This is a genomic window from Roseomonas gilardii subsp. gilardii (assembly GCF_023078375.1).
Classification (GTDB): domain Bacteria; phylum Pseudomonadota; class Alphaproteobacteria; order Acetobacterales; family Acetobacteraceae; genus Roseomonas; species Roseomonas gilardii.
The window spans coordinates 2144611-2166486 of the sequence record NZ_CP095554.1 but is presented as its reverse complement, the minus strand read 5'-3'; the positions used below and the strand labels follow the sequence as shown (position 1 = coordinate 2166486).

Genomic DNA, 21876 nt, shown 5'->3' with positions numbered 1-21876 from the left:
CGGGCACCCGAATTCCCGGGCTGCCGACCGTCCCAGCCGCACCGTCCCGCGTCGCATCCACAGCCCTGCCCGCCGGCCATCAGGCCCGGCGGCGGGGCGCATTAGGACGACCGCATGTTCGACAACTACTACCGCAAGGACATCGCCTGGGGCGGCAAGACCCTGACGCTGGAGACGGGCAAGGTCGCCCGCCAGGCCGATGGCGCCGTGATGGCCCGCCTGGGCGATACCATCGTGCTCTGCACGGCGGTCGGTAGCCGTTCGGTCAAGCCGGGGCAGGACTTCTTCCCGCTGACCGTGAACTACCAGGAGAAGGCCTTCGCCGCGGGCAAGATCCCCGGCGGCTTCTTCAAGCGCGAGGGCCGGCCCTCCGAGAGCGAGACGCTGATCTCGCGCCTCATCGACCGCCCGATCCGCCCCCTCTTCCCCGAGGGCTTCCGCAACGAGGTCCAGGTCATCGCGACCGTGCTGTCGCATGACATGGAGAACGACCCCGACATCGTCTCCATGATCGGCTGCTCCGCCGCCCTGACGCTGTCCGGCATCCCCTTCTTCGGCCCGGTCGGCGGCGCCCGCGTCGGCTATATCGACGGCCAGTACGTGCTGAACCCGACGCTGGAGGAGCGCAAGCGCTCGCAGCTCGACCTCGTGGTCGCCGGCACCGCCGAGGGCGTGCTGATGGTGGAATCCGAGGCGCAGGAGCTGACCGAGGAGGTCATGCTCGGCGCCGTGGAGTTCGGCCACAAGAGCTTCCAGCCCGTGATCCAGGGCATCATCGAGCTGGCCGAGCACGCCGCCAAGGAGCCCTGGCCGCTGGCCGAGGCCGATGAGAGCCTGACGGCCCTCAAGGCCCGCATCGCCGAGCTGGGCCGCGACAAGATGGCCGAGGCCTACAAGGAGACGCAGAAGCTCGTCCGCCAGGGCAAGGTCGGCGAGGTCAAGCAGGCCGTGCTGGCCGCGCTGGAGGCCGAGGGCCTGGACGTGGGCGCCGCCAAGGGCCTGCTGAAGGAGCTGGAGGCGGATGTCGTCCGCAACGCCATCCTCGACACCGGCCTGCGCATCGACGGCCGCGACACCAGGACCGTGCGCCCGATCATGGCCGAGGTCGGCGTGCTGCCGCGCGCCCATGGCTCCGCCCTCTTCACCCGTGGCGAGACCCAGGCCCTCGCCGTGGCGACGCTGGGCACCGGGCAGGACGAGCAGATCATCGACCAGCTCGCCGGCGAGTACCGCGAGAACTTCCTGCTGCACTACAACTTCCCGCCCTACTCGGTGAACGAGACGGGCCGCATGGGCTCCCCGGGCCGGCGCGAGGTCGGCCATGGCAAGCTCGCCTGGCGCGCCATCCACCCGCTGCTGCCGGAGAAGGACAAGTTCCCGTACACGATGCGCGTGGTCTCCGAGATCACGGAATCGAACGGCTCCTCCTCCATGGCCACGGTCTGCGGCACCTCCCTGTCGCTGATGGATGCCGGCGTGCCGCTGAAGCGCCCCTGCGCCGGCATCGCCATGGGCCTGATTAAGGAGGACCGCGGCTTCGCCGTGCTCTCCGACATCCTGGGCGACGAGGATCACCTCGGCGACATGGACTTCAAGGTGGCCGGCACGGAGCAGGGCGTGACCGCGCTGCAGATGGACATCAAGATCACGTCCATCACCTTCGACATCATGAAGACCGCCCTGGAGCAGGCCAAGGACGGCCGCATCCACATCCTGGGCGAGATGGCGAAGGGCCTGTCCGGCGCCCGCACCGACGTCTCGGCCAATGCCCCCAAGGTCACGATCATCAACGTGCCCAAGGACAAGATCCGTGAGGTCATCGGCACGGGCGGCAAGGTGATCCGCGAGATCGTCGAGCAGACCGGCACGAAGATCGACATCGAGGATGACGGGACGATCAAGATCGCCTCGTCCAGCCCCGAGGCGACCCAGGCCGCGATCGACCGCATCAAGGGCATCACCGCCGAGGCCGAGATCGGCACGATCTACAACGGCACCGTGGTGAAGACCGCCGATTTCGGCGCCTTCGTGAACTTCCTCGGCGCCAAGGACGGCCTCGTTCACATCTCCGAGCTGGCGCAGGACCGGGTCAACAAGACCACCGACGTCGTCAATGTGGGCGACAAGGTGAAGGTCAAGGTCATCGGCTTCGACGACCGCGGCAAGGTGAAGCTGTCCATGCGGGTGGTCGATCAGGCGACCGGCGCGGACATCACCGAGCAGGTCGGCGCCCGCCGTCCCCGCCCCGAGGGCGAGGAAGGCGGCGAAGGCCGCCGCGACCGTGGGGACCGGGGCGACCGCGGCCGTGGCCCGCGCCGCGACCGTGGCGACTTCCGCGACTGAGACCGTCGCAGGGCCTGCCCGGCCTCCAGGGGAAGGGCAGGCCCCATTCCGGGCCTCGCGGCACGGGTTCGCGGAAGGGGGACTGCCCCCTCCGCCGGCCCCGGCATGGCGATTTCCCCCGGCAATCTTACAAAACGGTGAAGGCCGGTCGCATTTCCTCTCGATTCGGGAGGGCGCCCGGTCCATATCGGGTCCCCGTTCCAGGAATTCAGGATAGCCTGCCGTGAAGGCGATCAACGCAATACGCATGGGAGGCGTGGACGTCCTCCCCCTCGTCGAGGGTGGAAAGGGTGTTTCCGCCACCAATGGTGCGTCCTGCGGCGGCTGGGCCGAGGCCGGGGGCGTGGGCACCTTCTCCGGCGTCAATGCCGACAGCTATGACGCCGAGGGCCATGTCGTCCCCCAGGTCTATCACGGCTCCACCCGCCGCGAGAGACATGAGGAACTGGTGCAGTACGGCATCGCCGGCGGCATCGCCCAGGCGCGGGAGGCGCATGAGCGCTCCAACGGCCAGGGCCGCGTCCATGTCAACGTGCTGTGGGAGATGGGCGGCGCGGAGCGTGTGCTGCGCGGCGTGCTGGAGGGGGCCAAGGGCCTCGTCCACGGCGTCACCTGCGGCGCGGGCATGCCCTACAAGCTCAGCGAGATCGCCCGGGAATACCGCGTCCACTACTACCCGATCGTCTCCTCCGCCCGCGCCTTCAGCGCCCTGTGGAAGCGCGCCTACCACAAGGCCCAGGACTGGCTGGGCGGCGTGGTCTACGAGGACCCCTGGCTGGCGGGCGGCCATAACGGCCTGTCCAACAGCGAGGACCCGCGCAGGCCGGAGGACCCCTTCCCCCGCGTGCTGAAGCTGCGCGAGCAGATGCGCCAGTTCGGCCTGGGCGACGTGCCGATCATCATGGCCGGCGGCGTCTGGTGGCTGGAGGAATGGGAGGACTGGATCGACAATCCGGAGCTCGGCCCCATCGCCTTCCAGTTCGGCACCCGCCCGCTGGTGACGCAGGAAAGCCCGATCCCCGATGCCTGGAAGCAGCGCCTGCTGACGCTGAAGCCCGGCGACGTGTCGCTGCAGAACTTCTCGCCGACCGGCTTCTATTCCTCCGCCGTCCGCAACGACTTCCTCCATGGCCTGGAGGGGCGCTCGCACCGGCAGGTGGCCTATACCTCCGAGGCGATCGGGGAGCACTCCGCCCGCTACGGCGTCGGCCCGCGCAAGCGCCCGGTCTATCTCGTGCCTGGCGACCTGGAGCATGTGCAGCAATGGGAGAGCGAGGGCTTCACCGAGGCCCTGCGCACCCCGGACGACACGCTGGTCTTCGTGACGCCCGAGGAATCCCGCCAGATCCTGGCCGATCAGGTGGCCTGCATGGGCTGCCTGTCGCAGTGCCGCTTCTCCAACTGGTCGCAGCACGAGCCGGATTTCAGCAACGGCAAGAAGGCCGACCCGCGCAGCTTCTGCATCCAGAAGACGCTGCAGGACATCGCCCATGGCGGCGACCCGGAGCACAATCTCATGTTCTCGGGGCACAACGCCTATCGCTTCGGGCAGGACCCCTTCTATTCCAACGGCTTCATCCCGACGGTGAAGCAGTTGGTGGAGCGGATCCTCACCGGCCGCTGACCGGCGCACCAGACACGGAAAAGGGCTGTCCGCCACCGGCGGACAGCCCTTTTTCATGCCCTCCGGCGGGCGGGCGTCACATATTGTCCCTCACCCATTCCAGCATCCGGCCGCCCAGGCCGGAACGCTGTTCGCCTTCCGGCCCGATATCGATCGAGGCCGTCATGCCCGCCACCAGGACCACATCCGGCGGCAGCTCCTTGAACGACACCCGGACGGGGATGCGCTGCGCCAGCCGGACCCAGGTGAAGACCGGGTTCACCGCCGGCAGGCCGCGGCTGTTGGTGGCGTCGTTGGCATCCGCGATGCCGCGCCCGATGCTCTCCACCTGCCCCGCGAAGGGCGTGTCATAGCCCATCAGCCGGATCCGGGCGGGGTCGCCGGGGCGGATCGCATGCAGCTTGGTCTCCTCGAAATACCCCTCGATCCAGAAGGAATCCGAATCCACCACGGCCAACTGCGCGACGCCCGCATTGACATAGGCACCCGCCCGCAGCCGCAGATGCGTGACATAGCCGTTCACCGGGGAAATCACGGTCGACCGCGCGAGGTTCAGCTTGGCCACGTCCAGCGCCACCTGGGCCTGGTCCAGCGAGGCCTGGGCCACCCGCATGGTGTTCTCCGCCTTCTCCCTGGCCTCCTCCGAGGCATAGACCGTCAGCCGCTGCTGCCGCCGGGATTCGGACTGGGCGAAGCTCAACTGGTTCTGCGCGCTTTCCAGCGCGGCCTGGGCCTGCGCCACGGCGAGGTGGAAACGGGTGGGATCGACCTGGAACAGCACGTCGTTCTTGTGGACGAACTGGTTGTCCCGCACCGGGACATCCACGACCGTGCCCGCCACCTCGGAGGCGACGTTCACGACCTGCACCTGCACGCGTCCGTCCCTGGTCCAGGGGGAGAGCATGTAGGATTGCCACAGCATCACCACGAGGACCCCGGCGACGCCCACCGCCACAAGGGTGATCAGGACTCGGAAGGCGGATTGAAGGAATCTCATTTTCTCTACCGGAGGAGCACGAGCAGGGAGACAATGGACAGGAACAGGCAGACCTCGAATAGCGCCGGATGCCAGATGCGGCTCAGCACGCCCAGGCGGCCCAGGACGAAACGGCAAAGGGCGAAGATCGCCAGGGCGACCAGCCCCTCGATCACGATCGGCGCCAGATAGACGCCGCCGATATTGATTTCCGCGAGCATCAGGCCGCCCCCTTCGCCAAGGCGGCCGGGGCGCCCGTCCCTCCGCCCCCCCTTCCCCGCGCGGTCTCTCCGCCAGCCAGTCCTGGCCGATCAGGAAGAAATGCGCGCGTTCCTCCAGGATCGAGGCAGCCTCGCTGAACATGGCGGCGGCATGGAAGACCGCCGCATTCGCCCCTTCCAGCGCCGCCAGTTCCAGGGAGGCCCGCCGCGCCTCGGCGGCGACCTCGGCCGGCGCGGAGGCAATGCGCCCGAAGGCCCGCACCGCCCGCGCCACGATGGCGGCCCCGGCGGGCGGCATCTCCGGATGGAGGGCGACCAGCCGGGCGCGGATCAGCGCCCGCCCGATCAGCACCGCGCTGCCGCCATCGCTGATGGCATCGCCGCGCCGCGCCGGCGCCACCGCCGCCAGCCGCCGCGACAGGCGGACCAGCTTCTGGTGCTGCAGATGCTCCCAGACCAGCCAGGGCATCAGCTTTCCGCCGGACAGGCGGCGCACCGCCCGCACCAGGGAACGCTGCAGGACACGGGCCTCCGCCACAGGATCGGGCGGCAGCAGGATGCGGAAGGCCAGGACAGCGCAGAAGCCGCCGATAAGATTGGCGAAGCCGCCGTCGAGAGCCGTGGCGAGCTGGTAGTTCATGGGGTTGCCCGGGGAAATCGTGGCCATGAAGAAGATCTGGAAAGCCGTCGCCTGCCCCATGGTCCGGGGCTTCTGGCTCAGCCGCAGGGCGATGGTGAGGAAGGGCAGGAGGCAGACCATCAGCAGGACGAAGCTGTTGGCCATCGGCAGCAACGCGTAGCCGACGATCAGCCCGGCCGGGATGGCCACGGCCAGCCCCTTGAAGAAGGTGACGCTGGCCGCCGCCGCACTGTCCGTGGTGGCCATGAGCGCGCAGATGGGCCCGATCATGGTCAGGATGTTGGCGCCCGAGGACCAGCCGCTGATCAGCCAGAAGGCGCCCCCGAGAAAGACCGCCAGCGCCGCGCGGCCGCCGTTGCGCAGGGCCGTGACCGGGTTGGCGTAGATCTTCAGGCGCAGCGCCGGCGCGCGGGGACGGTCGTCGCGAAGGGCCGCGAGGGTGTCCATGATCCGCACGAGCTGCCGCAGCATCGCATCCGCCCGCTCCAGCGCCACCAGCACCGGCAGGTCCCGGCACTGCGCGGCGGCCTGCGAGGTGCCGTCCTGCGCCACACGGATGTCGTCCCGCAGTTCCTCGAAGGGCGCGCCGGGCGTCAGCGCGGCCAGCCGCTCCAGCAGCGCGATCATCCTCCCGCGGGTCTCCGCCACGCGGGGGTCGCGGGCCAGTTCCGGATCGGCCAGGAGCCGCCCGGTGCGCTGCCCGGCCGTCAGCACGGCGAAGAGCTCCGCCACGGCCAGCCGCACGCCGTCGGCATGGCGGCCGAAGCCGCTGTCCTCGACCGAGACGAACTCGACCGTCTGGTCCAGGGCGCTGAGCTGTTCGGCCACCTTGCTGCGCGCCACCCGCACCAGCGCGACATCCTCCTGCGCCATGGCCTGACGCGTGACCGCGCCGACCGCCGCCACGAGGCGCATGATCCCGGCACGGACCTGCGCCCGGTCCGGCCCGGTGTCGGTGACCAGGAAGACCACCGCCGTGACGGAGACACCGAGGGTGACGACCGCGAGGCGGGCGGCCGCCAGATGGAAGATGTTGTCCGGGTCCTGCACCGCCGCCAGGGCGATCAGGGCGATGGTATAGCCGGCCAGAACGGCACCATAGCTGCGGAAATAGCGCAGGAGCGAGGCGGCGAAGGTACAGACCCCCAGCCAGACGGCGAAGCCCAGGATGAAGAGCCAGGGCGCCTGGGCGAACCAGGCCACCAGGATGATGGAGGCCAGCGCCCCGGCCAGGGTGCCGAGGACGCGGTAGAGGCTCTTGGACAGCACCGCGCCGCGCGAGGCGCTGGCCACGATCAGCACCGTCATGCCGGCCGAGGAGGGGCTGTCGAGTTCCAGCGCATAGGCGGCATAGAGCGCGATGGTGAAGGCCAGCAGGGTGCGGAGCACATGGCCCCAGCCCGCGAGCCATGTGGGCATGCGCGGCCGGAAGCGGCGGCCCATGGCGGCCAGGATGCCGCCCGCCGTGCTGTCCGCGCCGGTAACGTCGCTGCGCGCCGTGCCGGCGCTGCCCTCCGCCGCGCTCATGCCTCCATCCCTCCGCCAGGACCGCCGCCGGGGCCATCAACCGGGCCATTGGCGGGGCCGCGCAGGGACAGTTCGACCTTGTGGAACACGCGGAGGCACTGCTCCAGCTCCTGTTCGTCGATCTGGGCGAGCAGGCGCTGGCTGACGCTCTCATAGGCGCTCTCGATCTGCTCCACCGTCTCCCGCCCCGTCCCGGTCAGTTGCAGGACCTTGGAACGCCGGTCTTCCGGATCGGGATGCCGGCGCAGCAGGCCCCCCGTTCCAGCGCATCCAGCAGACGCACCAGCGAAGCCCCCTCGATTCCCAGGGCACCGGCCAGATCCGTCTGCCGGATGCCGCCGCCCATGCGGCCCAGATAGAGCAGCGGCCGCCAGGTCCCGTCCGACAGGCCGAGACGGCGCATGCCAAGATCCATCTCCCGCCGCCAGACCTGGCCGGCGCGGAAAAGGTCTCGCCCGAACTCGGCGGCCAGACGGGATCGCTCGCTGCACATGGACGGGTAGCTAGGGACGCAGCTAATAGGTAGCAATCTAATTGCATGCGCCCCTGCCCCGCTGGCTTTGCAGGGATGGCAACCCCTGGCCAGCCCCGCGCACCAGGACCATGCTGCGCGCCCTTCCCTTCCGACCGGACCCGGCACATGGAATTCCAGGACAAGCGCGTCATCATCACCGGTGCCGGGGGCATCTACGGGCGCTGGATCGCCCAGGCCTTCGCCCGCGAGGGCGCGCGCCTCTGCCTCTCCGACAACCGGCAGGACGCGCTGGAATCGGTGGCCGAGGAGCTGGGCCTGCCGGAGGAGCGCGTGATGCTCCACCGGACCGAGCTGATGGAGGAAGCCTCGATCCGCGACCTGACAGCCCATGTGAAGGCGCGCTGGGGCGGGGCGGACATCCTGGTGAACAATGCCGGCATCTATCCCGGCGGCGATCTCTTCGACCTGCCGACCCGCGAGTGGGACCGGGTCTTCGGCGTCAATGTCCGCGCCGTCTTCATCCTGTCGCGGGAGGTGGCGCATCTGATGGTGGCGGAGGGCGTGCCCGGCAGCATCGTCAACATCTCCTCCGGCGCATCGCGCAAGATGAACCCGGCCCGTGTCGCCTATTGCACCTCCAAGACCACGCTGGACCGGCTCACCAAGGGGCTGGCGCTGGATTTCGCGCCCCGCAACATCCGGGTGAACGCGGTGGAGCCGGGCTTCGCCCCGGGCAGCGAGGTCAGCCCGCTGAGCGACGAATACGTCTCCAACATGCTGACCCGCATCCCGCTGGGCCGCACCAGCGGGCCGGACGATGCCGCGGCGGCGGTGCTCTATCTCTGCTCCGGCAAGGCCGGCTACGTCACCGGCGCCACGCTGACGGTGGACGGGGGCAACTCGATCCGCACCTAGCCCTTCCTGTCCGGTGCCGGTAGCAGGGCCTGGGGCCCCGCCTCGGCCTTGCGGCGCGGTTTCGCCGGGCTGCCGGGCCGGCGGGCGGAGGGTGCCTTCCGCACCGCTTCCTGGCGGGCTTCGGCGGCGGCAGGCTTTCGGCCCAGGTCAGCAGCCCCGCCACCACGGCGACATAGAGCGGCCCGCTGACCCACCAGGGAAAGCCCGTCAGGGCGACGACCCCCGTACCGATCAGCACGGTCACGGACACGGTGGCAAGGTTCCGGAGGAAGGCGCGGAGCTTGGGCATGCCCCCCATAGAACGCAAGCGCGCCCCGAATACAAACCCTTGAAAAGGCTGATTTCCAACCAGGGCCACCCCGGAACAGAAAAAGAACCTTCCGGATGGCGTCAGAGCGCCTGCCCGGCGCACCAGCCGCTCGACCAGGCCCATTGAAAGTTGTAGCCGCCGAGCCAGCCGGTGACATCCACCGCCTCCCCGATCGCATAGAGGCCGGGCACCTCGCGGGCCTCCATGGTCTGGGAGGACAGCGCCCGCGTGTCGATGCCGCCCAGCGTGACCTCGGCCTTGGCATAGCCCTCGGTGCCGCTGGGGATCAGGCGGCGGCTCTTCAGCCCCTCCGCCACCCGGCGCAACTCCCGGTCCGGCAACTCTCCCATCGGCCGCGCCACGCCTTCCGCCAGGGCCACGGCCAGGCGCTGCGGCAGCACCTCCCCCAGCACGGTCCGCAGCTCGGCGCGGGGGCGGCTGTTCTTGCGCTCGATCAGGAAGGCGGCGGCGTCGCGCTCCGGCAGCAGGTCCAGGGTGATCGCCTCCCCTCCCGCCAGGGCGAGGAGATCTGCAGGATGGCCGGACCGGACAGGCCGCGATGGGTGAACAGCACGGCCTCCCGGAAGGCATGCCGGCCGCAGCGCGCCACCGCCTCCAGCGACACGCCGCTCAGCGGGCGCATCATCTCCAGCGCCTCCCCGGCGAAGGTCAGCGGCACCAGCGCCGGGCGCGGCTCCACCAGCGGCAGGCCGAAGCGCCGCGCCACCTCATAGGCGAAGCCGGTGGCGCCCATCTTGGGGATGGAGGGGCCGCCTGTCGCCAGCACCAGGGCGGGCGCGGCGAAGGCGCCCCGGTCGGTCTCCACCCGGAAGCCGCCGCCGTCATGGCCCACCCCGGTGATCCGGTGCCGCAGCCGCATCTCCACCCGCGCCGCCTGGCATTCCGCCAGCAGCATGCCGAGGATGGCCCGCGCCGAGCCGTCGCAGAAAAGCTGCCCCAGCGTCTTCTCGTGCCAGGCGATGCGGTGCTTCTCCACCAGCGCCAGGAAGTCGTGCTGCGTGTAGCGGCGCAGGGCGGACTTGGCGAAATGCGGGTTTGCGGAAAAGAAGCGCTCCGGCACCACGCCCAGATTGGTGAAGTTGCAGCGCCCGCCGCCGGAGATCAGGATCTTGGCCCCGGCCTGTTCCGCATGGTCGAGCAGCAGCACGCGCCGCCCGCGCTGCCCCGCCGCCATGGCGCACATCAGCCCCGCCGCGCCGGCACCGAGGATCACCGCATCGAAGGATTCCATCGCGGCTCCCTAGAACAGTTGGCCGCCCCAGGAAATCACCCCAGAAAATCCACCCTGGGAAATCACCCTCCCGGGTTTGGCCTGGGCGCCGCCCTGCCCTACAAGCGGCCGGACCCAGTCCAGGGAGTTCGGGAATGACCGACAGCGCCGACCAGTACACCACCCTGCCCTCGGGCATCCGCTACCGTGACGAGGTGGTCGGCGAGGGGGAATCCCCCGCTCCGGCCAGTGGGTCACCGTCCATTACACCGGCTGGCTCGACAACCAGGGCCAGCCCGGCCGCAAGTTCGACAGCTCCCGCGACCGCGGCGACCCGTTCCAGTTCATGATCGGCATGGGGCAGGTGATCTCCGGCTGGGATATCGGCGTCTCCACCATGAAGGTGGGCGGCCGCCGCATCCTCGTCCTGCCGCCGGAGCACGGCTATGGCGCGCGCGGCGCCGGTGGCGTGATCCCGCCGAACGCCACGCTGATCTTCGACGTGGAGCTGCTCGGCCTCGGCTGAGGAGCAGCGGGCCGGTGCCGTGGCGCCGGCCCCCCCGCTACAGCGGCGGCATCGGCGCCGCCACCTCGTCCCGCAGCGGGTACTGGCCCCAGCCGCGCTCGTACTGGGGCGGAATCGAGAGCCGGTCCGTCTGCCCCAGCGCCTCGGCGGCACGGACGGGCCAGTAGGGGTCCTTCAGCACCGCCCGGGCCAGCAGCACCAGATCCGCCTTGCCCTCGGCCAGGATCGCCTGGGCCTGATGCGGCTCGGTGATCATGCCCACCGCGGCCACCGGGATGCCGGCGCCGCGCCGCACCGCCGCCGCGCCCGGCACCTGATAGCCGGGGCCGACCGGGATCCGCGCCTGCGCCGCATTGCCGCCGGAGGACACATCCACCAGGTCCACCCCGGCCTCCCGCAGCCGCCGCGCCAGCTCCACGCTGTCCTCCGTGGTCCAGCCGCCCTCCACCCAGTCGGTGTGGCTGATACGCACCCAGAGCGGCACATCCCCCGGCAGGGCGGCGCGCAGCGCGGCCGCCGTTTCCCGCGCCAGCCGCGTCCGCCCGGCGAAATCGCCGCCCCAGCCGTCGCTGCGGTGGTTCGCCAGGGGCGAGAGGAACTGGTGCAGCAGATAGCCATGCGCCGCATGGAGCTCGACCACCCGGTAGCCCGCCCGCACCGCGCGCCGCGCCGCTGCCACGAAGGCCGCGACCGTGGCGCCGATCTCCGCCTCGCTCATGGCATGCGGCGTGGCATAGCCCTCGAAGGGAACGGCGCTCGGCCCCACCGGCTCCCAGCCATGCTCCGAGGCCGGGCCATGCTTCCAGGGCGGGTTGCGGCTGCCCTTGCGCCCGGCATGGGCGAGCTGGATCGCCGGCACCGCCCCGGTGCGGGCGATGGCGGCGGCGAGGCGGGCATGGCCCGGCACCTGCGCCTCCTCCCAGATCCCCAGGTCCCAGGGGGTGATCCGCCCTTCCGGCAGCACGGCGGCGGCCTCGGTCATCACCAGCCCGGCCCCGCCCAGGGCACGGGACAGGAGGTGCTGCAGGTGCCACTCCGTGGGCTTCCCGTCCGGCGCGCAGCAGTACTGGCACATGGGCGAGACGCCGATCCGGTTCGGCAGGGCCACGCCGCGCAGGGTCAGCGGCGCGAAGAGCGAGGGGGCGGGCGTGTCGTTCACGGCAGGTCCTTCATCACAGGGTCTTCCTCACGACAGAGGCGCATCCCGGCTGCCGGCGGCGGGTGCCACGGCGCCGAAAGGCGGCAGCGTGCCGATCCGGTTCTCGATCACGCCGAACAGCACCGGCTCGCCCGCCGGGCGGGGCAGGAGCCGCCCCGCCGCATCGGTGGGGAAGCGGGTCATCGTGACCGTATCCTCCACATTGCCCCCCACGGCCTCCACCACGAAAGGTGCGACCCGCACCACGATGTCGCAATGCATCGCGCGGAACTTCCCGGTCTCGCCCAGGCGGTCCCGCCAGTCGGTGAGCGGCCGGCGCGAGCGGTCGGCGCAGACCAGGTCGCCCGGCGCGGGGGCGTAGCCGCCCAGGCTGCGCGGGATGAAGGGCGCCTGGGCGGGGAAGTCCCGCGCATCGGCGATGATGGCATCCAGATAGAAGGAATGGGCCGCGTTGCCGGGGAATTCCCGGACATCCACCCCGGCGGAGCGCATCACCCAGGAAATGAAGGCCGCCGACCAGGCAGGCTCGCGCCAGGGGGCCGTCGCCGCGCCTTGCAGGGCGGCGGCGTAGAGGTCCCGGTTCCGGTCGATCACCGGCCGGTCCTCCTCCACCGCCCGCCAATAGGCGAGGACGCGCGGGAAATTGGTCAGGCTCGATTCCGGCCCCGGCGCCTTGCTGGGCGGGCGCCTCTCGCCGGGCGCGGTGACGGTGCCGCCCCAGTCCTGCCATTCCGTCAGGGCGAAGCGGATGATCCGCTCCTTGGCCGAGGGCGGGTAGGACAGCGGCGGTTCCCGCAGGGCCCGGGTCGCGGCGGGCGGCGTGGCGCAGGCCGCGAGCAGCAGGGCCGGCAGGAGCGCCAGTAGGAACCCGCGGGCGCGCTTCCCGGCGGAACGGGAAGGACTGGACAGCAGCATCAGGAGGCGATCCGCAGAAAGACCCGCGCCGGATGCCGGGCGGGCGTGGGATGGAAGCGGCGGACCCGCCAGGGTCCGGGCGGCGCACCGCCCCCACCTGCCGGACGCCATGGTTGCCGTCCGGGTCCGCATCGGGGGCCGGGGGCCGCCGGTGCGGTCCCCGTTCAGTGCAGCGTTTCGCGCGTGATCCCGCCGGTGCCGCCACCCGCCCCGCTCACCGGGGCGCTATAGGCGGGCGGCGCCGCCTGCCCATAGGGAGCGCCACCAGGGGCGCCGCCAGGGATGCCGCCCTGGGCCGGGGCCGCGTAAGGCTGGGAGGGCGGCACGGCGGCCTGGCCGGCGCCGTACTGCATCAGCACCGCGCGCAGCGGATCGGCCCCCTGGTTATAGGCGGTCATGCTGAGCACGATGTCCCGCACCCCGACGGGGCGGCCGTAGAAGGCCTGGTTGCCCTCGTGATACGGGCTCATCACCGCGCCATCGAGGGTGATGCCGGCATAGAGGCCGCGGGTCTTGGCATAGGCCACGACATCCGCCCCGGCCGCCGTGGTGGTCGCGCCGCCCAGGCCGCCACCCACCGTCACCAGGGCGATGGAGATGTCGCCGCCGAGCTTGACCTGGTTGTCCAGCACGGCGTTCAGCCCCTTGTCCGTCAGGATGAAGAACATGAGCTGCGCGTCCTGCAACCCGATCTGCAGGCCGAGCGAACCCGAGCCGAAGCTGTAGAAGGCGGGCGAGGACCAGGAACCGGCCCCGTCGCGCGCCGTCAGCACGCAGCTCCCGCCCTGGGCGCCCAGGATGAAGCCGGCCTTCAGCACGCGCGGGCAGATCATCACGGCGCGGGAACGGCGGAGCGAGTTCTGGATGTCCTGCCGGACGCCCGGGTCGCCCTGGCCCAGCATTTCCTGTGCCGTCAGCGTCGCGCGGTCCACCAGCGTCTGCTGCTCGGCGGCCGGCGGGATCGACCCCCCGCCACAGGCCGTCAGTGCCATGAGAAGCACAAGACACATCGCACGGCGCATCAAATTCTCCCCCTAACCCCTTGGTCCCGACCCCGTTCTAACCGTAAAGTCTTCCTTGAACCAAGGGGCCGGATCTGCGGCGGCCTCAGTGCATCGCGCTGAGCCCGGGCGGCTCCTCGTTCACCGCGCCGACGCGCCACTGGCCGCTGAGATTCTCCAGCCGCGTCAGGGACAGGTTGCGGACGGAGAACTGGAGCGCCTGATAGGGGCTGAAGCCGCAGGCATGGGCCAGCGCGGCGCGGATCGATCCGCCATGCGCCACGATCACCAGCGATTCGCCGGGATACTTGTCCACCAGATCCTCCAGCACCGGGCCGACGCGCTTCACCACGTCGCTCACGCTTTCCCCGCCGGGCGGCCGCTCCTCGGCCGAATGCGGCCAGAACGGGTGCGGCGGGTCGCGCAGCAGGGCGGTGAACTCCTCATGCGTCAGCCCCTGCCAGCGGCCCAGATTCTGCTCCCGCATGTCCGGCAGCTCGGTCAGCCTCTGCTCGGGATAGCCGCCGGCGAAGATGGCCGCCGCGGTGGAGCGGGTCCGCGCCAGCGGCGTGCAGAACCAGCGGGCCGGGCGCGGCAGGCGCCCGGCCAGCCAGGCATGGGCCACCTGCTCCGCCGCCAGGGCCACGGTGCAGAGCGGCACGTCCATGTCCCCGTACATGGTCAGCCGGGCCGAGGGCTCGACGATGGCGTGCCGGATCAGGAAGAGACGCGTCAGGATCATGGCGCCGCTTATGCCCGTGGCGCACGCCGGTGTGAGCCCCCATTCCGGGCGCCCCTCCCGTGCCATGGCGGCACGAGTCGCCCGCCACTCGGTGCCCGTTCGAGAATGGGCGGCGGAGGGCTGGCGAGGGATTTTGCGTGCCGCGCAGGACGATCCGCCGCCCCGATGCGGGGCACCGGGGCAAGGACCTGACGCCCCCAGCGCGGAAAAGACCCGCCAGGCCGGCCCGCGGCCATTCTCACATGGGCCTTCAGGCCGCGCGGGCCGAGCGCTGGCTCATCACCCCGGACAGCATCACCACCGCCGCCCCGGCCATGGCCCAGGGCCCCGGCACCACGCCCCAGATCGCGAGGTCGAAGACCACCGCATAGGCGAGCGCGCTGAATTCCAGAGGCGCGAGGCGGGAGGCCGAGGCATGGCGGAAGGCGCCGGCCAGGCAGAGCGACGCCACGCCGGAGAGGATGCCATTGGCCATCAGCGCCACGGTATCCCGCGCCCCGGGCGGCACCCAGCTTTCCAGCAGGAAGGGCAGGAGCACCAGCAGGCCGGGCGCCGCGGTCCAGAGGATCAGCCGCGCCATCCCGGCCTCGTGCCGCAGCCAGCGGTTGATCGTCATGACGATGGAGTAGCAGACGGTGCCCATCAGGGCCCAGAGATAGGAGGCCACCGGCGCACCCCCGGTCAGCCCTGGCAGGAGCGACATCAGCACGCCGCCGAAGCCCAGCGCGCACCAGCCCCAGGCCGAGGCGGGAACCGGCTCCCGCAGGAAGAGCGCGGCCAGGGCCAGGGTGAAGAAGGGCGCGGTGAAATAGACGAGATAGCCCTCGGCCAAAGCGAGGCCCCGCAGCGCCAGGAAGAATCCGAAGGCCGAGCCCAGCATCCCGGCGGCGCGCAGCAGGTGCAGCCAGGGATGCCGCGTCCCCAGATCGCCGCCCAGGCCGGGGCGCAGCAGGCGCGCGAGCAGCAGCAGGGCCAGCATGGTGGCGTAGCGGATTCCCACCACCTGCTGCGGCGGGTAGTGCCCCGACAGCAGCTTGGAATTCGTGTCCAGCAGGGCGAAGAGGCCCAGCGCCGCCAGCAGCAGCAAAGGTCCGCGCACCGGGTTCCGCCTCCCCATCCCCTCCCGCGGGCCGGGCGCGTCGCGCGCCGGCCACGTGTCCTCGGCCGTGGCTTCTCCCCGGCGCCGGGTGCGCGGTCAACCCGCGCAACAGGCGCTTCCCCCATGCCCGGCTTCGGTCCATAGGGGGCGCCGACATGACCCCTGCCCTCGCCTCCGCCCTCATGCCGCTGATGCGCGGCATGGACCCCGAGCGCGCGCATGGCGCGGCGCTGAGGGCCCTCCGCCTCGGCCTCGCCGGCCAGGACCGCAAGCCGGACGATCCCATCCTGGCCAGCGAGGCGCTGGGGCTGCGCTTCCGCAACCCGGTCGGCCTCGCCGCCGGATTCGACAAGGACGCGGCGGCGGTGCTGCCGCTGATGCGGCTGGGCTTCGGACTCGTCGAGGCCGGGACGGTCACGCCCCGGCCCCAGGCGGGCAACCCCAAGCCACGCCTCTTCCGGCTGGAGGAAGACCGGGCGGTGATCAACCGCATGGGCTTCAACAATGGCGGCCTCGCCGCCTATGTGGCGCGGCTGGCCGCCCTGCCCCGCCCGCTGCACGCCGTGCTGGGCGCCAATATCGGCATCAACAAGGAAGGCGCCGATCCGGAGCGCGACTACCCGGCCCTCTATGCCGCCGTGGCGCCGCATGCGGATTACGTGACGCTGAACGTCTCCTCCCCCAACACGCCGGGCCTGCGGGACCTTCAGGGGGAGGCGCGGCTGGCCGCCATCCTGTCCGCCGTGGCGGCGCGCCGCGCCGGGCTGCCGGCGCAGCCGCCGCTGCTGGTGAAGATCGCCCCCGACCTCGCCGAGGAGGCCCTGCCGGCCATCGTGGAGGCCTGCATCGCCCAGGGCGTGGCCGGAATCATCGTTTCCAACACCACCATCGCCCGCCCCGCGACGCTGCGCTCGCCGCGCAGGACCGAGGCGGGCGGCCTGTCCGGCCCGCCGCTCTTCGCCCCCTCCACCGCCATGCTGGCCGCGGTGCACCGGCTGGCGCGGGGGCGGCTGGTGCTGGTGGGGGCCGGCGGCGTCGGCAGCGCGGAACAGGCCTATGCCAAGATCCGGGCCGGGGCCTCGCTGGTGCAGATCTACGCGGCGCTGGCCTATGAGGGGCCGGCGCTGATCCCGGACATCAAGCGCGGCCTGGCCGCGCTGCTGCGGCGCGACGGCTTCGCGCATATCTCGGACGCGGTGGGAGTGGACGCGGCATGAAGGTCTTCGAGGGCATCACCCCGCTGGCGGAGCGCTATGACGGCTTCGTGGTGGATCTCTGGGGCGTGGTCCATGACGGGGTGCAGGCCTATCCCGGCGTCACCGAGGCACTGGCGCAGCTTCAGGCCGCCGGCAAGCGCGTGGTCTTCCTGAGCAACGCCCCACGCCGTTCCTGGGTGGTCGAGGAACTGCTCGCCCGGCTCGGCGTGCCGCGCGAACTCTACGTGGATGCCGTGACCTCGGGCGAGGTCGCCTGGGAGATGCTGCGCGACCGCACCGATCCCTGGTTCGCGCGGCTCGGCCGCCGCGCCTACCATCTCGGCCCGGCCACCGACCTCAGCGTGATCGAGACGCTGGACCTGACCCTGGCGGAGCAGCCGGACGGCGCGGATTTCCTGCTCAACACCGGCCCCGACCCGCAGCTCGGCCCCCATGCCCTGGAGCCCTATGACGCGGTACTCCAGGCCTGCGCCGAAAAACGCCTGCCCATGGTCTGCGTGAACCCGGACCGCGAGGTGGTGGTGGGCGGCCGCACCCTGCTCTGCGCCGGCGCCTTCGCCGACCGCTACCGCCTGCTGGGCGTCACCGACATCTTCGAGGTCGGCAAGCCGGACCCGATCGTCTATGGCCCGGTGCTGCGGCGGCTGGCCGTGCCGAAGGATAGGGTCCTCGCCGTGGGCGACGGGCCGCGCACCGACCTCGCCGGGGCCAGGGCCGCCGGGCTGGATTGCGTCTGGGTGCTGAACGGCCTCTCCGCAGCCCTGGCGCCGGACCAGCTCGACACCATCGCCGCCGCGGAGCAGGTCTCGCCCCTCGCCGCGCTGCGCGCCTTCCGGCCCTGATCCGGCCAGCCCCGATCCCGGCGGGCGCGCGTCAGCCCAGGTAGCGCGCGGCGGCCTGCCACAGCAGCCGGGCCTGCCGCAGGGCGCGGCGCTGTTCCGGCCCCAGACCGTCCTCCGGCGGCCATGCGGGCTCCGGCGGGCTCCGCCCCGTGCGCAGGGCCTCCGCCATGCTTTCCAGCCCGCCGGCCAGCGGCCCGCCGAAATCCGCCGCCCCGGCATGGGGAGCGGGCCGCAGCCAGGCGGCGGTGCTGGCCCCGGCCAGCCGGCGCAGGAGAAGAAGGGCGGTCCCGGCCGCCTCCTGCCGCGCCTCGCCATCCCGGGCGCCCAGACCTCCCCAGGGCTCATGCGCGGCGCGCTCGCGCAAAGCCTCGGCATTGACGCTGGCCAGCCCGGCCGCGCGCCGCGCCGCCTCGGTCGCGGCCGGGTCGGGCGCGGTCCCGAAGGCCAGGGCGGCGTAGCGCGCATGCGCCGAGATCGCCCCGGCCAGGGCCAGGCGCAGCCGCTGCGGCGCCCGCTCAGGCCAGAGCAGCATGGCCCCGGCCAGGGCGACGACACTGCCCAGGACGTTGTTGAAGGCGCGCAGCCCGGCCAGCCCGGCATGGCTCGCCCCTGGCTCCGTCAGGTCCACCAGCAGCACGAAGAGCGGCGTGAGGAAGAAGACGAAGAGCGCATAGCTCACCCCCCGCACCGCCATGGTCGCCATGGCCAGGGGAAAGATCGCCAGGGTCAGCGCCAGGGGCCCGTTCAGCCACCAGCCGAGCAGGGCGGCCAGCAGCCCGCCCAGCACGCTGCCGACCGCGCGTTCCAGCGCCCGGGGCCAGGTCGTGGCGATCTCCGGCTGCTGCACCAGGATCACCGCCATGGTGGCCCAATAGGCCTGCGGCAGCCGCAGGAGATGGGCCAGCACCATCACCCCCGTCACCAGTACGGCGGAACGCAGGGCATGGCGGAAGACCAGCGATTCCCAGCGCAGATTGGCCAGCAGCAGCACCCAGCCCCGGTGGGCCTGCCGTGGCTGCGGCGCGGATGGGGCGGCCGGCGCGTTGTCGATCAGCCCGCGCAGGGCTGCGGCCATGGCGCGCAGCCCCTCGTCCTCACCGCCCTCCGGCGCGGCGGTCATGGCCTCCAGCCGGGCCAGGGCGGCGCGCAGCCGGGCATCGGCGGGGCGCCCCGCTTCCAGCAGGCGGGACTGGCGCAGCAGGACCACGGCCAGTTGCCGCAGGCAGCGCCGGGTGGCCCTCCGCTCCGGTCCCTGGCCTGGCGGGCCGGGCCGCTGGCCCTGCTCCTCCAGCCGGTCCTCCAGCGCGATCAGCAGGGCGAAGAGCCGTTCCGCCGTTTCCACCCCGATCAGCAGCCGCCCCACCGCATCCCGCAGGCCACGGGCGCGGAGAAGCTGCTCCAGGGCGGCCCGTGCGGCCTCGATGGACAGGCGCAGGGCGCGGCGGTGGCGCCCGACATGCCCGCCCCAGGCCTGCTCCGGCACCCCCTCCGCGAGAAGGCCGGCCAGATCGGCGCAGGATGCGGAAAGTTCGCGGAAGGCCCCGGCCAGGGCGAGGCGCGACGGACGGAAGGGGTGGATGCGCCAGATGGTCAGGCTGAGCAGCAACGCCCAGAGGCAGCCCCCGGCGAAGATCAATCCGAATTCCAGCGCCGCCGCGACGGAATGGACCGGCTGGTCGGCCGCCACCGCGCAGGCCACCACCGCCAGGGTGGCGGCCTGGGTGATGGCGGCGCCGTAAAGGCGGCCCAGACCGCCCAGGAAGGTGCAGAGGCACAGCACCGCCGCCGCGACCGGCCAGCCCAGCCCGCCGCTGACCGCCCCCGCCAGGGCGCACAGGGTGGAGACGGCCACATAGCCCACCATGAGCCGGGCCCGCTCCCGCCCCGGGCCGCCGGGATCGGCAAGGCAGGTCCAGAGCGCCGCGATCGCCGCCCAGGACAGGGCGGGCCAGTGGAGGATCTCCATCGCCAGCACCACCAGGGCGCAGGCGGCGGCGGCGCGCAGCCCCTCGCCCAGGCTGAGGGCACGGGGAGACAGGGAGATCGACCAGCGCCCCAGCCGGGCCGCGAGGCGCTCCGGCCAGGGCGGGGCGGTTCCCGGCATCGCGCGGTGCGTCATGCCGGGACCACCTCCGCCAGAGGATGGATCATGAGGGCCGATTCACGATTGCTGCGATGCAGCATAAGAGGTTTCGCAGCCGCACCGCCAGCCCCACCTGGCTCCCCGGCCCGGCCCCCGGCCCGGGACGCGCCCTCAGCCGATCCGCAGCAGCGTCGAGCCGTTGCGCCGCAGCCAGTCCTGCGCCGTCTCGCGATGCGGCGTGCGCGTCTCCACCAGCGCCCAGAACCGGCTGGAGTGGTTGAGCTCGCGCAGATGCGCGACCTCATGCGCCACCACATAGTCCAGCACCCAGCCGGGTGCCATGACGAGGCGCCAGGAGAAGGCCAGCGTGCCGTCCGGCGCGCAGGACCCCCAGCGCGAGCGGGTGTCCTTCAGCCGGATCGCGCGCGGGCGCACCCCCAGTGCCAGGGCATGCTCCGCCACCAGGGGGGCGATCCGCCGCCGCGCCTCGGCCCGCAGGAAGTCCCCGACCCGGCGCGCGAGGAATTCCGGCGCGCCGGACACGACGATGCGGCCATCCTGGAGGAAGGCGCCGCCCCGCGCCTGGGGCTCATGGCGGATCGGGTGCGGCACCCCGCCGAGCGGGATCTCCGCCCCGTCCTGGAAAAGCTGCGGCGGCGCCAGGGAGGAAAGGCGCTCCATCACCCAGGCCGCATGGGCGGTGAGAAGGGCCATGCCCTGCTGCTGGCTGGCGCGCGGCGGCAGGGTGACGATCACCTCGGCGGCGCAGGGATCGATACGCAGCGAGACGCGGCGGGCCCGGCTCGAACGCTGCCAGCGCACCGGACAGGGGATCGGCCCGGCGAGCGGCCCGGTCCGCAGGGGGACGCTCTCGGTGGTGCTCGGCTCCATGCCGGGCAGAATGCCCGGACGGGGGGCCGGGGACAACGCCCGGCCGCCTGCCCGGACGGCGGGCATCGCCCGCCTCGGAGTCCGTGCCCTCAGCCGGGCAGGCCCTTCATCTCGATCTCGACGAAGGAGAGCGGCGCCTCGCCGGCATTGATCACGTTGTGCTCGGCCCCCGCCAGGCGGTCATAGGCGAGCCCGGCCTGGAGCTGGCTCGTGACGCTGGCGCCGTCCGCCATCTCCACCAGCAGGGTCCCGTCCGTCACCGGCACCACGACATAGGCCCAGCCGTGGCGGTGGGCACCCGTCTCGGCCCCGGGCGCGAAGTCCCAGCGGGTGACGCGCACGCGCTCATTGTCCACCTGGAGGGTGGCGACGGCGGGGACGCGGCAACGGAGGGCTTCGCGGGCGGACTGGCTCATGCCGGGACTCCTGGGCTGGCGGTGCGGCGGCAGGGGCCGGGGGCACCGTGGCAAGGGTGAAACCCCAGCCTCCCCCCGGATGGTTCAGGCTGGCAAGGGGCGCCGGCGCCAGCGGACGCGGCCCGCCTCGCCGGCCGCCGGGGCGGGCGATGCGCCGCGGGGCCAGCGCCCGGGCCATTCCACCACATGATCCTCCAGCGCCCCGGCGCGGCGCTCGCTGACCACGCGCCCGGCCACGGAAACGCCGGCATCCTGGACGGTGGCGCGGTCGCCGGAGACCAGCGGATGCCAGTCCGGCAGGTCCCTGCCCTCCGCGACAAGGCGGTAGCCGCAGCTCGGCGGCAGCCAGTCGATGCGCTTCAGCCGGGCCGGGGTGAGCTTCACGCAATCGGGCACCTTGCTCCGGCGATTGGCATAGTCGGAGCAGAGGGCGGTGGAGGTGTCGAGCAGCCGGCAGGCCACCTCGGTCCAGTGGATCTCGTCCGTGTCGTCGTCGCGCAGCTTGTGCAGGCAGCAACGGCCGCAGCCGTCGCACAGGCTCTCCCATTCGCTCCGCGTCATCTCGGAGAGGGATTTCGCCTTCCAGAAAGGCAGGTCAGGAAGCATCCCGCCAAGCTGACCATCCGGCGCCGGGAGTACAAGGCGAAAACCGGCGGCCCTGCCCTGCCGGTTTCCCCTGAATGTTCCCCCTGAATGCGGCGGGGCCGGGAGGATACCCCCGGC

The 21876-nt window shown here is 72.0% G+C and carries 17 protein-coding genes and 2 pseudogenes; 6 read left to right on the top strand and 13 right to left on the bottom strand.

Annotated elements, in window-relative coordinates; translation table 11 throughout:
* Window positions 1–114 precede the first annotated feature (114 nt).
* The gene (gene pnp / locus MVG78_RS09635) at window positions 115–2343 is read left to right on the top strand and encodes a polyribonucleotide nucleotidyltransferase (protein WP_247551011.1); all 2229 of its coding nucleotides are present in this window, start codon (window positions 115–117) and stop codon (window positions 2341–2343) included.
* Window positions 2344–2566: 223 nt separating this feature from the next.
* The gene (locus tag MVG78_RS09630; protein ID WP_247551009.1) at window positions 2567–3967 is read left to right on the top strand and encodes an NAD(P)H-dependent flavin oxidoreductase; all 1401 of its coding nucleotides are present in this window, start codon (window positions 2567–2569) and stop codon (window positions 3965–3967) included.
* 76 nt (window positions 3968–4043) lie between these two features.
* On the opposite strand, the gene MVG78_RS22040 is transcribed toward MVG78_RS09630, so the two are convergent.
* From MVG78_RS22040 to MVG78_RS09605, 3 genes are read right to left on the bottom strand one after another with little or no spacing between them, the layout of a single operon-like run.
* Window positions 4044–7331, bottom strand: a complete 3288-nt coding sequence (locus MVG78_RS22040; protein ID WP_428480628.1) for an efflux RND transporter periplasmic adaptor subunit — start codon at window positions 7329–7331, stop codon at window positions 4044–4046.
* Entirely contained in the window at window positions 7328–7507 is a 180-nt protein-coding gene (locus MVG78_RS09610; protein ID WP_247551007.1) for a hypothetical protein, read from the bottom strand. The genes MVG78_RS22040 and MVG78_RS09610 overlap by 4 nt, the downstream gene beginning before the upstream one ends.
* 20 nt (window positions 7508–7527) lie before the next feature.
* Window positions 7528–7734 carry a helix-turn-helix domain-containing protein gene (locus MVG78_RS09605; RefSeq protein ID WP_247551005.1) on the bottom strand — a complete coding sequence of 69 codons (207 nt, stop codon included), beginning with the start codon at window positions 7732–7734 and terminating at the stop codon, window positions 7528–7530.
* 237 nt (window positions 7735–7971) lie between these two features.
* On the opposite strand from MVG78_RS09605, the gene MVG78_RS09600 reads away from it, so the two are divergent.
* Window positions 7972–8721: an SDR family NAD(P)-dependent oxidoreductase gene (locus tag MVG78_RS09600; protein WP_247551003.1), complete on the top strand. Its 750-nt coding sequence runs from the start codon at window positions 7972–7974 to the stop codon at window positions 8719–8721.
* 390 nt (window positions 8722–9111) lie between these two features.
* Here the strand turns inward: MVG78_RS09600 and MVG78_RS09595 are convergent.
* Window positions 9112–10283: pseudogene (locus tag MVG78_RS09595) on the bottom strand (BaiN/RdsA family NAD(P)/FAD-dependent oxidoreductase).
* 211 nt (window positions 10284–10494) lie between these two features.
* On the opposite strand from MVG78_RS09595, the gene MVG78_RS09590 reads away from it, so the two are divergent.
* The gene (locus MVG78_RS09590; protein WP_247560376.1) at window positions 10495–10788 is read left to right on the top strand and encodes an FKBP-type peptidyl-prolyl cis-trans isomerase; all 294 of its coding nucleotides are present in this window, start codon (window positions 10495–10497) and stop codon (window positions 10786–10788) included.
* Window positions 10789–10825: 37 nt separating this feature from the next.
* Here MVG78_RS09590 and MVG78_RS09585 read toward each other — a convergent pair whose 3' ends face one another.
* The 5 genes from MVG78_RS09585 to MVG78_RS09565 all read right to left on the bottom strand — a co-directional run bounded on the left by MVG78_RS09585 (window position 10826) and on the right by MVG78_RS09565 (window position 15704).
* On the bottom strand, window positions 10826–11947 hold the full coding sequence (locus MVG78_RS09585) for an NADH:flavin oxidoreductase/NADH oxidase (RefSeq protein WP_247551001.1): 1122 nt from the start codon (window positions 11945–11947) through the stop codon (window positions 10826–10828).
* Between the two features lie 27 nt (window positions 11948–11974).
* Window positions 11975–12862, bottom strand: a complete 888-nt coding sequence (locus MVG78_RS09580; RefSeq protein ID WP_247550999.1) for a DUF2272 domain-containing protein — start codon at window positions 12860–12862, stop codon at window positions 11975–11977.
* Between the two features lie 164 nt (window positions 12863–13026).
* Window positions 13027–13884 (bottom strand): lipid-binding SYLF domain-containing protein, encoded by an 858-nt coding sequence (locus MVG78_RS09575; protein ID WP_247550997.1) that lies wholly within the window; start codon window positions 13882–13884, stop codon window positions 13027–13029.
* An 85-nt stretch (window positions 13885–13969) separates the two neighbouring features.
* Entirely contained in the window at window positions 13970–14605 is a 636-nt protein-coding gene (locus MVG78_RS09570) for a histidine phosphatase family protein (RefSeq protein WP_247550995.1), read from the bottom strand.
* A gap of 250 nt (window positions 14606–14855) precedes the next feature.
* Window positions 14856–15704 (bottom strand): DMT family transporter, encoded by an 849-nt coding sequence (locus MVG78_RS09565; protein ID WP_247550993.1) that lies wholly within the window; start codon window positions 15702–15704, stop codon window positions 14856–14858.
* Window positions 15705–15859: 155 nt separating this feature from the next.
* On the opposite strand from MVG78_RS09565, the gene MVG78_RS09560 reads away from it, so the two are divergent.
* Window positions 15860–16921 carry a quinone-dependent dihydroorotate dehydrogenase gene (locus MVG78_RS09560; RefSeq protein ID WP_247550991.1) on the top strand — a complete coding sequence of 354 codons (1062 nt, stop codon included), beginning with the start codon at window positions 15860–15862 and terminating at the stop codon, window positions 16919–16921.
* Window positions 16918–17763, top strand: coding sequence for a TIGR01459 family HAD-type hydrolase (locus MVG78_RS09555; protein ID WP_247550990.1), 846 nt, complete (start codon window positions 16918–16920; stop codon window positions 17761–17763). Before MVG78_RS09560 ends, MVG78_RS09555 begins: the two co-directional genes overlap by 4 nt.
* Before the next feature lie 31 nt (window positions 17764–17794).
* Here the strand turns inward: MVG78_RS09555 and MVG78_RS09550 are convergent, their stop codons facing one another.
* From MVG78_RS09550 to MVG78_RS09535, 4 genes and pseudogenes are all read right to left on the bottom strand, one after another.
* Window positions 17795–19882: an FUSC family protein gene (locus MVG78_RS09550; RefSeq protein WP_247550988.1), complete on the bottom strand. Its 2088-nt coding sequence runs from the start codon at window positions 19880–19882 to the stop codon at window positions 17795–17797.
* A 135-nt stretch (window positions 19883–20017) separates the two neighbouring features.
* Window positions 20018–20737, bottom strand: a complete 720-nt coding sequence (locus tag MVG78_RS09545; protein ID WP_247550986.1) for a M48 family metallopeptidase — start codon at window positions 20735–20737, stop codon at window positions 20018–20020.
* Between the two features lie 89 nt (window positions 20738–20826).
* Window positions 20827–21153, bottom strand: a complete 327-nt coding sequence (locus MVG78_RS09540) for a cupin domain-containing protein (RefSeq protein WP_247550984.1) — start codon at window positions 21151–21153, stop codon at window positions 20827–20829.
* A 128-nt stretch (window positions 21154–21281) separates the two neighbouring features.
* Window positions 21282–21759: pseudogene (locus MVG78_RS09535) on the bottom strand (YcgN family cysteine cluster protein); the annotation flags it as partial.
* Window positions 21760–21876 lie beyond the last annotated feature (117 nt).